Below are 12,384 nucleotides of genomic sequence, written 5' to 3'. Positions count from 1 at the left end.
AGAGAAATCGTCCTTTGAAATATACGCGAAATATTTGCCTAGAATCGCTTGGTCACGTCCAAGCCATAAGTCCTGGGCGGTGCAATCACTGCAAAGCCACCATTAACGTACTCAGCGTTGTATTCTTCGTCCGTCAGGTTTTTGGCCCAGGCGGTGACTGACCAGGCGTGCTCCTCGGAAGACAATCCTACCCGCAGGTTGATGAGCTCAATGGGACTGCGCGCGCTGGAGTTGGCGGTGTCCCAATACTGCTGGCCGCGTCGTTCAAAATCCAGCCGGGCAAAACCGTCGATACCATCGCTCACGGTGAAGTTATACTGACCACCGAGGTTGAGTGTGGTCTTGGCCACATAAGGTGCCCAGTTGCCTTCGTCTCCCGGTGTTACGGTATAGTCTTCGATCTCGCTGTCCGTCACTCCGAATCCCAGGTACAAATCCAGTGACTCAGTGGCGAGGTAGCGGGCGTCGAACTCAAGCCCCTGCAGTGTGACTTCATCAATGTTATTGAGCAATTGGCGATTGATGGCACCAATAAACTGGAAGAAGTGCTGGTCTTCGATATCGGTGCGGAACAGCGAACCGTTCAACTTCATGCGACCGTCCATCCAGGTACTCTTAAAGCCCAGCTCCACATTGTGTGACACTTCCTTTTCGTAGTCATCGCTGATGCCTTCAATACCGACAGAGGCCGCCAGCGCCGCCACGCCGTTCTGGTTGAACCCGCCGCTGCGAAAGCCTTTGCTCATCACAAAAAACGCATTGAAGTCGTCGTTGGGCTGATACTTGAGCGTAAACTTGGGCTGCAATTCAGAGTACTCTTCATTGCGCGTCAAACCGGAGGTACTGGAAAATGCCGCCGGGGCCACGTCCTGCTGTTCGCGTTCGTCTTTATCGTAACGCAGCGCAAAGGATACTTCCCACTGATCACTGACGTCGTAATTCATCTGCCCAAATGCCGCCCAGGCGGTATTGTCATTGTCATCGGCGGCTCCGGAGACGGTATAGCTGTCAAAGACATCGCGATTGTAGGCTTGGCCCAGGTCGTTTTCCGTCGGCAACCCGCGAAAACGTTCGGTTTCCAAAAAGTAGACCCCGGCAATCCAACGCAGGTCATTTTCTGCGGACGAGGTCAGACGCAGCTCCTGGCTGACCGTTTCGATGTCGGTAAAGACACTCACCACCTGGTCCAATACAAAGCCGAAAGCGCTGTCAAAGAAGTGATTAACAGGTGCGTTTTCCGCGGTTAGCGGGCATACCGGCGTACATTCATAGGGGTAGGCGTCCGCCGCGTAAAACTCTTCCTGGGAATTCCAGGAGGTTATTGAAGTCAGGGTGGCAAACCCCAGCTCGTAATCGATTTTGATCGAGGCGTTTTCCAGCTCGCGTTCATTGGTCCCCAGGCGATTGGCCCGAATCGGTACACGGGTGTCATCGGCATCGCCACTGTTGACCACAAAGTTGAGCGCTCCCCCTTCGGTTTCGGCGTAGCCATAACGCACATCCACGCTGAGTTCATCGCTGGGTTCCCAGGTGAGCCTTGCGCGCAGGCTCTTGTCTTCGTAAAAGTCCACTTCTTTGTTCAGGAACTCATTGTCAATATGTCCATCCTGCTCCACATAACTGCCGGCCAGCCGCAGATAGAGCTCATCCTCAATAATCGGCGCACTCATAGAGAAGTTGCCCTTCAGGCGATTGCCGTTGCCAGCCCCCAGGGTCAACTTTGCTTCCGGTTCGGTGGCCGCCTGCTTGGTAGTAATATTGATGGCGCCGCCGATGGCGTTGCGACCGTATAAAGCGCCCTGTGGTCCTTTCAGTACCTCGATCTGCTGGATATCGAATAACTCCTGATTGAATTGACCTGGATCCGTCATCAAAACGCCATCGATCACCACCGCCACCGGGGATTCACCATTGCGCACCTGTGACACTCCACGGACCGTAAGAAAACTGGTACCGGCGCTCTCGGACTCAACAAAGGTCACATTGGGGGTCAGCGCCAGAAAGTCGCCCGGGCGTTCAATGCCTGCGTCCTCAATCATGCCCTCGGTGTACGCTGACACCGCCACAGGTACATCTTCCAGGCTTTCGGCGCGTTTGCGCGCAGTGACCACTACCTCTTCAATGGTAAAGGCAGCAGCCTCCTCCTCAGCAGAAGCCATCCCGGTGAAGCCGGTACAGGCAATGACGCTGCACAGTAGGCGACGGCTAAAAGGCAAGTTTCTCTTCATTATCAATTCTCCCGCTCTCATCTGTCTGATGTCTTTTTATGGTTTGTGTGTGATCTAAGCTTAAGTCACTTGAGTCTACGGAATTCATTCTAGAGTAAAATCTTTGCTGCCGTCAAATTTTTTGATACAGTTTAAATATGTGCTTTAGATTAATAATTAAATGCACTAAACAGGCGTTTTTTTAAAACGACGCTTTTTAAACAAGAGGTAACTCCGGAGGAGATATGCGTGTAGCAACAGATGTAGGTGGTACCTTTACCGACCTCGTTTGTGTGGATGCCAATGGCGTTCGTACCGTAAAAGCAGACACAACCCCCCCAAATTTTGAGCAGGGCGTGCTCAACGCCATTGATAAGTCAGACCTGGATGCCGCTCAGTTTGATTACTTTGCCCACGGCACCACAGTGGTCATCAATGCCCTGTTGTCCCGTAAAGGTTCCAAGACCGCACTGATCACCACACGAGGCTTTAGAGATGTTTTGGAAATCGCCCGCGGCAACCGGCCGGATCTGTTTAACATCGCGTTTGAAAAGCCGGCGCCTTTTGTGCCAAGGTATTTACGTCATGAGGTGACCGAACGTCTGAGTTACGATGGCGAAGTCAGCACGCCGGTGCAGCTGCAGGAACTGGACGAGATTGTGGCGCATCTGCGCGCTGAACAGGTGGAGGCCATCGCGATATGCCTGCTGCACGGTTACGTCAATCCGATTCACGAGCAGCAGATCAAGCAACGTGTTCTGGAGCTCTGGCCACAGGCCGCCGTTATTGCCTCCCACGAAGTCTGCCGAGAATGGCGTGAATATGAGCGTACCAGCACCACCGTTCTTTCCGCCTATGTGTTGCCCATCACCAACCGCTATTTGGGTCGCCTCGAATCTCACTTGCACGAAAAGGGTCTAAAACCCAGCCCCTTTATCATGCAATCCAACGGCGGTGTGGCAACCGTAAAAGGCACCCTCGCAGACCCCATTACCCTGGTGGAATCCGGGCCCGCCAGCGGCATGCTGGGGGCGGCATCAATCGGCCAGATCATTGGCGAAGAGAACCTGATCGCCCTGGATATTGGCGGCACCACCGCCAAATGTGCACTGATCCACGAAGGCAAAGCTCAGATAACCACCGAATACCGAATTGAATGGGATCGGGAAAATCCCGGATACCCTATCCGCACCCCGGTCGTGGATCTGGTGGAAATTGGCAATGGCGGTGGCAGTATCGCCTGGATCGACGAAGGCAACCGTATGCACGTGGGACCTCAGTCTGCCGGTTCCAGCCCAGGGCCGGCCGCCTATGGGCGCGGAGGCGATAACGCCACCACCACGGATGCCAACCTGCTGCTGGGTCGCATTAACCCGGAACTGTTTCTCGGAGGCGAACAAAAACCGGACTGGAACTCACTGTACAACGCCTTCGATAAACTGGCGCAACAACTGGGCGGTAGCCACGAGGAAGTGGCCCGCGGGGTTATTCGCATTGCCAACGCCAATATGGTGAACGCGCTGAAGCTGGTGTCATTAAACAGAGGATACGACCCGAGGGACTTTTCCTTGATCGCATTCGGCGGCGGCGGCGCCATGCACGCGGTGGCGCTGGCCGAAGAGCTGAAAGTGAAGAAGGTGATTGTGCCTGTAAACGCCTCGGTGTTTTCCGCCTGGGGCATGCTGATGAGTGACCTGCGTCGGGATTTTCTACAGACCTCGGTTGAAAACCTGAAGGAATGCGACCCCGCCACAGTGGATTCACGCTATAACGATATTGCCTGTGCCGCACAGCAACAGTGCGAAAACGAGGGCATCCAACGTGAACAGATGTACGTTGAACGCTATGCCGATATGCGCTATCTGGGGCAGGAACACACCATCAAAATCCCACTGGCCGATGGCAACATCGACCAGCAAGCCCTGAAAGTGGCCTGCCAGGAATTTCACCGTGCCCACGAGCGGGAATATTGTTTTACCCTGGATAATCCCATTGAACTGGTGAACTACCATGTGGTGGTGTTCGGCAAAATCGAGAAACAACCACTGGTTGAGAAAGCCACCACCGGCGCGAGCCTGGAAGACGCCCGCAAGGCGGTGCGAAAAGTGGATTTCGATGACCAGGGTATTCACGAAGCCGACATCTATGATCTGGCCAGGCTCGAACCGGGCATGAGTTTTGTTGGCCCGGCAATTATCGAGGACGCAACCAACACCATCGTCATCACACCCCATAAACAGGTGCGTATGGACGCCTATGGCAATATTCATATTCTCATTGAGGGCCAGGACTGATGCCAGCGATCGAACAGGACAACCCCTATACCCTTGAAATCATTAAAAGCTCACTGATCGCCATTGGCGATGAAATGTTTGCGGCCATGAGCCGCACCAGCATGAGTCCGATTATCTACGAGGCCCTGGATTATTCCGTGGGTGTTACCGACGCCAAGGGCGATCTGATCGCCCAGGGCAATGGCACCACTGTCTTTTTGGGCATGATCGACTCACTCGTAGAAGACATTTTAGCCAAGTTTCAGGGCAATATTTACGAAGGCGATGTATTTGTCGGCAACGACCCCTACTCCGGCGGCGGCACCCATTTATGTGATGTGGCTATCGCCAAGCCTGTCTTTTTTAACGACCAATTGGTGGCCTTTACCGTCAACAAAGCCCATTGGGTGGACGTGGGTGGTATGTCCCCGGGCAGCTTCACCACCAACGCCTCAGAGATCTTTCAGGAAGGCATTCAGCTGCCTACTGTCAAGATCTTTGAAAAAGGCGATGCTTTGGATTCGGTGATCGATATCCTGAAAGCCAATATCCGTATGCCGGAATCTTCCATGGGCGACTTCTGGGCAGGCATGGCTGCCAATAATGTGGGCGAGGGGCGACTGCACGATCTCTTTTCCAAGTACGGTGAACACACGGTCAAGCGGGCTATGGACGAATTGCTTGAATACGGCGAGACCATGATCGCGGCAGAAATTCGCAAGCTCCCCAAAGGCAGCTTCTATGCCGAAGATTGGATCGATGACGACGGCCTGGGTGATGAGCCTCTAAAGGTATGTGTAAAGATCGACATCACTGAAGACAAGTTTGTTGCAGACTTCAGCGGCAGCGCGCCCCAGGCACTGGGCCCCATCAACACCTCACGATCCGGTTTGGTGTCTGCGGTAAGAACCATCTTTAAGGCCATGACGAATCCAAAAATCCCGGCCAATGGAGGATGCTTCCGCGCCCTGGAAGTGATTTGTCCCGAGGAGACCGTGTTCAGTGCCAAGCGCCCCGCCCCGGTTTCAACCTACTGGGAGACCATGCTCTATGCCGAAGACTTGATTTGGAAGGCACTGGCGGAGCACATCCCGGAACGATTAAGCGCCGGGCATTTGCTGTCGGTTTGTGCGTTTATTCTCTCCGGTACCCATCCGGCGACCGGCGAGCCCACCATTTTGGTTGGGCCCCTTGTCGGTGGCTGGGGCGCCATGAAAGATCGCGACGGACTCAATGGGCAGTTCTCCATCGCTGATGGTGAAACTTATAATTTCCCGGTGGAAATCACCGAAGCGCGCTACGGGGTTAAAGTGAATCAGTACGCCTTCCATAACGAAGACGGCGGTTTTGGTCGGTATCAGGGCGGCAAGGGCAATTATCTGGAATACGAAGTGTGTTGCGAGGAAGCATTTTTTACCGGTAGTTTTGGTCGCTTTAAATTCCCCCCCTGGGGAGTTGATGGCGGTTTGCAGGGGTCCTCCAATTACGTGGAAATACTGCGGGGAGGGCAACCCTGCGATCCTCCGGAGATATATGGCAAGGCGGCCCGTGTGCCCCTGAAAAAAGGCGATGTGGTGCGGATGGTGACAGCGACTGGGGGCGGATGGGGTGATCCGTCTCTAAGATCGCCGCAGGCGGTAGCAGAAGATCTTAAAAACGGCTATATCACGTCTGAGCAGGCACAGAGAGTGTATGGACGTTAATTGAGGACGGGCTCCCCAGTGTCCTGAATCCGATGCTGCCGGGAGCCCTACCATCGCCTCAATCTTTCTACCACCAAGTGACATAAAACGCGGCCAGAATCAGCGACACACTGACGCAATGCGCGTTATAGCTGCGACTGGTGGTAAACTTGATGTCTGCCAGATCCACCGAATTGCGGTGTTCACCTGCCTGCTCCCAAATCACCACCAGGATGGGCAGGATAAGGCATCCGATAAAGACGACGCCGACCCGGTCAATAAACGGCAGCTCGGGAAACAACAGCTTGAATGCCAATGACAGCACTGCTGAGCCTACGGCTGCCACCAGCGCAGCATTGGCGGTAGCCCTCTTCCAGAACATACCTAACAGAAACAGTGCCACAATACCCGGTGTAAAGAAGCCGGTAAATTCCTGGATATATTGAAATGCCTGATCAAAGTTTCCCAATAGCGGTTTGGCGCAAATCATGGCCGCAACCAACGCGCCGAGGCTGACCCAGCGCCCCACTCTCACATAGTGTTTTTCGGTAGCGCCTGGCTTCACCGACGAATAAAGATCTATCGTAAAAATGGTGGCAATACTGTTTGTCATTGACCCCAAAGATGACACGATGGCGGCAACCAATGCCGCGAATACCAGCCCCTTTACCCCTTCGGGCATAAGCTGCATCATGGTGGGATACGCCTGGTCTGGGCGATCCAGTTCCGGAGCCAGCAACACCGCCGCAATGCCGGGCAGAACCACGATAATTGGCATCAATAACTTGAGATACGCGGCAAAGGTGATTCCCCGCTGTCCCTCCTCAAGGCTCTTGGCTGCCAACGTACGTTGAATAATATATTGATTAAATCCCCAATAGGACAGATTCATCACCCACATGCCACCCACTAACACCGAGATGCCGGGCAAGCTGACGTAATGGGGATGGTCGCGCTCCAGAATCATATTGAATTTTCCGGGGGCTTGATCCATCAACGTCATAACTCCTGAGAAGACGCCACGGCCTGCGCCAATCAGGTCCAGGCAAATATAAGACAGAATCACGCCACCCAGTATTAACACTACGACCTGAATAATATCGGTTAATGCAACAGCCTTGAGCCCGCCGTAGAGGGAATAGGCAACCGAGAAGGCTCCCAGAAAAATCATGCCATAGAGCATATCGATTCCCGTTGCGGTATTTACTGCCAATGCTCCAAGCCAAAGCACCGAGGTCAGGTTGACAAACACATAGACTCCCAACCAAAAAATGGCCAGGGTGGTTTTTACCCGGGCATCGTATCGTTCCTCCAAAAACTGGGGCATGGTATAGATCTGCCGTTTGAAGTAAATGGGAAGAAAATACTTGCCCACTACGATCAAGGTGATCGCCGCCATCCATTCATAGGAGGCAATGGCGAGACCGATGGCGTAGCCTGAACCGGACATGCCAATGATCTGTTCCGCTGAAATATTGGCCGCGATTAAAGAGGCGCCTACGGCCCACCATGGCAGGCTGTTACCTGCCAGGAAGTAATCCTTTGAGTCCTTATCGTGGCCGTCCCTTTCCCGTGATACCCAGTAAGCGATAGCAATAAGCGCGGCGACATAGACAAGAAACAGGGAGATATCAATGATCGAGAGCTGCAAATCTTTGTTCATAATTCCGGTATCACATTAAGGTTTTCAAACTCCTGATGAGAATAGAGTCCCAGTGCCCGACTTCTGTCCCGATAACTGGCGATTTTTTCCAGTTTAAGGCGTTGCAACAGTGGCGGGCCCTTTAGATCGCTATCCGCCGCAACCCCAATCAGCTCGACATCGTGCCCATGTTTTTGGAAAACTCCGTCGAAGATTAACGTTGATCTCGGCAGATGGTAATCGACCGTCACCAGTAACAAATGGCTGACCTTTCTCTCGCTCAGATGAGGCATAATGTTCTTTGCATTGCCCACGGTGTCGCGAGCAAGGTCTTCAACCACAATTCGATGGCCATCCACACCCTTCCGGATGAGCCAGTTCTTCATGGCCACGGCTTCAGTAAATTGTGAGTATACGGCACCACCGCTGACAAAGATGGGGGCGGCTGGATAGGTGGAGGCGAGTTCCAGTGTTTTTTTCAGGGTATTCTTCAAGCGTGGCTTGGGGGTACCGTCGTCGTTGGCGGGTGACCCCAATGCCAGAATTCCCAAATGAGCTGCAGTCTCTTTTAACAAATGCTCAATCCGCCCCCTGGATGACCACTGGTCTTCGACGTCGTCGATGATACTCACCATCGCCCTCGACAGATCCGGAGCCTGCATTTCCAGGGACACCAGGGTGGAAACATAGAGATCGTACTTTTCCAGGGCGCGGCTGTATAAGAGAGTGAGACCCAGACCTTGTTTGTCTTGCGGGTGAACGCGCAGCAGCGAATCCGAAAATTGAAACAATTCGTCATACTGATCAAAGCCTGTTGCCACCAGCATACCCAGTCTGAAAGCGTCTGCGTTATTGGGCCGCGTTTGCAGCAGCCTGTTCAATGCTTCAAAGGACTCAGTTTTGTCTTTCTTATGAAATGCCGCCACCACAGGACGAAATTCAGGATCGTCAGTATAGTCATCAATACCTGACGCGGAAACTCCCGAGATCACAACAATAAACGCGAGAACAGGCCGAAGCAGTAACCCCGCTAATAAACAGCGCGTATTTGACATGATACCTCCTAGAAAAAGATCCCTGCACAAGCCATTTTGGATCGTGCAGGGATAAGTCAGGAACCCGGTTAGAACGCTATACTGACGGAACCGGTAATGGTACGGCCGAAAATGGATCTGGCGTAAAAGTTGGTTTCAATATCCCCACCGGTTAGCTGACTCACGTCGCGCGGATTACCCTCTGAGAGACCCACTTCATTGGTCAAGTTGGTTCCCTTCAACATAAAGGAGATATCGTCGCTGAACTGGTACTCAAAGCCCGCCGACAGTGTGGAGTATGCAGGTAACTCGCTGGTGTTGGCGGCATTGCCATAGCGGTCACCCATATAGTGGTAGGTCATAAACACATCGGCATCGCCGATATGAAAGGTCGGGGTAATGCGAATCTGTTCATTGGCAACGCGATTCACCTGGTTCCCGGTAGCATCAACGCCTCCGACAATGCCGTCGTATTCTGCGTCTTGAATCACACCACTCAGATCCAACGTCATCCAATCTGTGGGCTGCCAGGTGGCTTCGTATTCGATACCCACCGACTCGGTGCCAAAGGTGATTTCCACCAGTTGATCATCGATGGTCAAGTTGGCTGACTGGGTGAACTCAGTGGTATACAGAGTCACAGATGCCCCCAAATTATCGCCGTTGTAGCGCATGCCGATTTCGAAAAATTCCAGTTCGCTCTTGGCCTGCTCCTGGGCGTCGGTCACATCGTTACCACGGGAGGCGTTGATGGCCTCACCCAAGAGGTCGGAGCGGAACATAAACGTATCGGTGTAATGGCTGTAAATGGCGATATTGTCGCTGAGTTTGTAATTAAAACCTACGGACCAGCCGAAATCTGATTCTTTGCGAGGAGTCATGGCAAACTGGCCGCCATCGGCCCAGGCACCTACGGTATCATCCGAATAAACCAAGGGGTCATTCAGGGATTCGGCGATAGCAACATCGTTAGAGACAGTTCGACCAACGGTATCCACTTCCAGCTCTTCATAGCGGACCCCGAAGTCAACACGGAGCTTGTCATTGACCTGATACTCGTCCATAAAATAGAGCGAGACAGACCTTAGATCGACACTGGCATCCGTCGCTTCGGTAAAGAAGTCGGTAAATCCATTGCTCGTATAATAACCGACGATATCATCATTAGCGTCCAGTGCGACCACGTCAAGCCGGCGGGCATCGTCAGTCAGCTCTGCAAGGTACTTGTGCTGGTTTCGGTACAGCTTATCGTAAACAGCGTCAATAATAACCGAGCCAATGGTATAAGTGTTTTTCTCGCTTTCGTAGGTCAGATTGAAATTATTAACAAACTGATCCACATGATAACCAAAATTTCGATACGTCAGCAGGTTAGTCAGGCCGTTTCCATTCATCTGATCGGGATTATTGATGATCTCTCCGGTATCCGCGTAGGCGTATGCCAAAGATGTCGCAGTGGGAAAGTAACCAAACAGGTCCAGGCCTGCGTCCGACGCCAGTGCGCTGAGGCGGTCTGAGGCCAACTGAATTTGTCCATCGCCATTGGGGTAGATTGCATGTCCGTCGCCCTTGTAGGACATGTATTTAAACTGATTTTTTACCGTCCATCCGGAATTACCGATTCCCTTGGTAAGATCCACCCCAAAGGTATTGGCTTTTGTGTGAAAACCGTCTTGCAGATCATAACGAACCATGCCATCGGGGGAGCGCAGATTGACGTTCTTGACGTCGGCGCTGGCCAGGGTGCCGGTAAGCGCGTCAATGCCACCGGGAATACCGTCCGGATCACTTTTGTCCGTCATTGGCGTCGGCAGGTAAAATGCGTTGTGATCGTCAACCACGTGAAGACTTAATGTGAGTTCACCATCTTCAAGTTCCCGGGTCATATTGAGACGAAATTGCCCGCCCACATCGGCCTTGAAACCGCGATCGCGTACGCCGTCCTGCGTGCGGTAGAAACCGCCGGCGGCAAAAACCCAATCTTCGTTCAATGGCCCGCTGTAATAGGCATCGGTACGCAACATGTTATAGTCACTGATGCTCTGACGTACCATGCCCTCAGGCTCATGGGTTCCCTTGCGGGAAATAAAGTTGACCATGGCGGTGGGTCCCCTTGGGGAGATAATGCCCGCCGTACCGCCGCGGACAACTTCGACCCGTTCGGTCATCAGATCGGACTTAATCATGGAGCCAGTAAAGATGTCACTGTAGGCAACCGCCACACCGTCGTTGTGCATGCCAATCATTCGATTGGAATCGCCCCAGGTTCCCCTGGCGGAGAAATTCGCGTGTGACTCTCCAGCACTGTCTTCAGTAAAGAAACCCGGAATAACCTCCAGCAGGTCAGCAGCGCTCATGGGTTGTAGTCTGGCAATGTCGTCATTGTTCATAGACGAAATCGCAATAGAGGATTCCAGCTTGGTAACGGTGCTTCCGGCCGTACCCGTTACTATTATTTCCTCTAGATCAAGAAGGCTGATCTCTTCGATTTCTTCAGAAACTACCGCGGTAGCCTGCATCGCCAAAGAAGACCCGAGAATAATTCCGGCCGTCGCCTTTTTGATACCCGCGTGCAAACTGGATTTTGATAACATGTTCTCTTTCATCGCAATCTACCCGATTTATTTTTTTGATGACTGACGCAGACCGGTTTCAAATAGTCAACACTGAGTGCTGTCAAACGATCATCAACCTGCGCCATCAATCTATTAGACGTAGTTACTCTCAAACAAGTCACCAACCATTTTTAAATTTTTTTGTTTGACTTCGGTCAACTTTTTGAAGACATTGGAAAGCTTCCCACCGACAAGAGTGAGTTCATCCATGCGAACCAGAGATCTTATCTTTCTAACCCCATTGCTGTTAAGCGCACAAATGACTTCGGCAAGTGCCGAGGATGTTCGAGATGCGAAACTACGGGAGATCGTGTATGAAAGAATCCAACGGCAGCTAAACGATGAGGAAGCGTCCAATGTGTTAACCGACTTTGTATTCAACGATGTCATGCAATGGCGGGCCGACACCATCAACGTTCAAAAGGCCGACTCAATCATAGCCTTTGCGTTCGGAAACCGAATCAGTGAAAACGGCAACCGACTTCCCGGCACCATGAACGAGGCTCTGGCGAAGCTGACGATAGAAACCTTTCGAAGAACCGCAGCACCCGTGTACGCACAATGGGAGATTGCAGAGATTATTGGTGATCAGATACCCGCCCATCTTCTGACGCCCATCTACCCGAAAATAACGGAAACCGGAGACGTTATTTACCTGAGCACACGTGGCGTAGCAGAAGATATTGCAAGGATTGCCGGCAGTACGGATAAGTTGGGCAAAGCCATTGTCATTTCGTTTAGTGAACATTCCCTTCGGTCGATTCGCACCGCAAGAGAAGTGGGAATTGATGCCTATGCGCCCGAAGCTGTCATGCTTCCCAATACCTATGACGAGCAATCCGGACAACCCTGGACCAGAACCAAGCGCAACTACGTACTACACGAGCTTCGCTCACGGGCGGAAATGCGGATTAAAAAGTAACGCCCTCAG

At 52.4% G+C, this 12,384-nt stretch carries 7 protein-coding genes; 3 read left to right on the top strand and 4 right to left on the bottom strand.

The annotated features are described in order from the left end of the window. Positions 1–38: 38 nt before the first annotated feature. Positions 39–2,228, bottom strand: coding sequence for a TonB-dependent receptor (locus HBA55_RS21385; RefSeq protein ID WP_166995678.1), 2,190 nt, complete (start codon positions 2,226–2,228; stop codon positions 39–41). Positions 2,229–2,452: 224 nt separating this feature from the next. On the opposite strand from HBA55_RS21385, the gene HBA55_RS21380 reads away from it, so the two are divergent. Both HBA55_RS21380 and HBA55_RS21375 read left to right on the top strand, forming a co-directional pair. After that, positions 2,453–4,501, top strand: coding sequence for a hydantoinase/oxoprolinase family protein (locus HBA55_RS21380; RefSeq protein ID WP_166995676.1), 2,049 nt, complete (start codon positions 2,453–2,455; stop codon positions 4,499–4,501). Next, a complete protein-coding gene (locus HBA55_RS21375; protein WP_166995674.1) occupies positions 4,501–6,183 on the top strand; it encodes a hydantoinase B/oxoprolinase family protein in 1,683 nt (560 codons plus the stop codon). Before HBA55_RS21380 ends, HBA55_RS21375 begins: the two co-directional genes overlap by 1 nt. 67 nt (positions 6,184–6,250) lie before the next feature. Here HBA55_RS21375 and HBA55_RS21370 read toward each other — a convergent pair whose 3' ends face one another. From HBA55_RS21370 to HBA55_RS21360, 3 genes are all read right to left on the bottom strand, one after another. Next, a complete protein-coding gene (locus HBA55_RS21370) occupies positions 6,251–7,825 on the bottom strand; it encodes a sodium/sugar symporter (protein ID WP_206019911.1) in 1,575 nt (524 codons plus the stop codon). Beyond that, positions 7,822–8,859: a YdcF family protein gene (locus HBA55_RS21365; RefSeq protein ID WP_166995672.1), complete on the bottom strand. Its 1,038-nt coding sequence runs from the start codon at positions 8,857–8,859 to the stop codon at positions 7,822–7,824. Before HBA55_RS21365 ends, HBA55_RS21370 begins: the two co-directional genes overlap by 4 nt. A gap of 68 nt (positions 8,860–8,927) precedes the next feature. Next, positions 8,928–11,432, bottom strand: a complete 2,505-nt coding sequence (locus HBA55_RS21360; protein ID WP_166995670.1) for a TonB-dependent siderophore receptor — start codon at positions 11,430–11,432, stop codon at positions 8,928–8,930. Positions 11,433–11,661: 229 nt separating this feature from the next. Between HBA55_RS21360 and HBA55_RS21355 the strand changes: the two genes are divergently transcribed. Then, complete coding sequence (locus HBA55_RS21355) at positions 11,662–12,375, top strand: hypothetical protein (RefSeq protein ID WP_166995668.1); 714 nt, start codon at positions 11,662–11,664, stop codon at positions 12,373–12,375. Positions 12,376–12,384: the final 9 nt, after the last annotated feature.

The sequence above is a fragment of the Pseudomaricurvus alkylphenolicus genome (assembly GCF_011683955.1).
Classification (GTDB): Bacteria; Pseudomonadota; Gammaproteobacteria; order Pseudomonadales; family Cellvibrionaceae; genus Pseudomaricurvus; species Pseudomaricurvus alkylphenolicus.
This window is presented reverse-complemented; position numbering and strand designations above follow the sequence as displayed.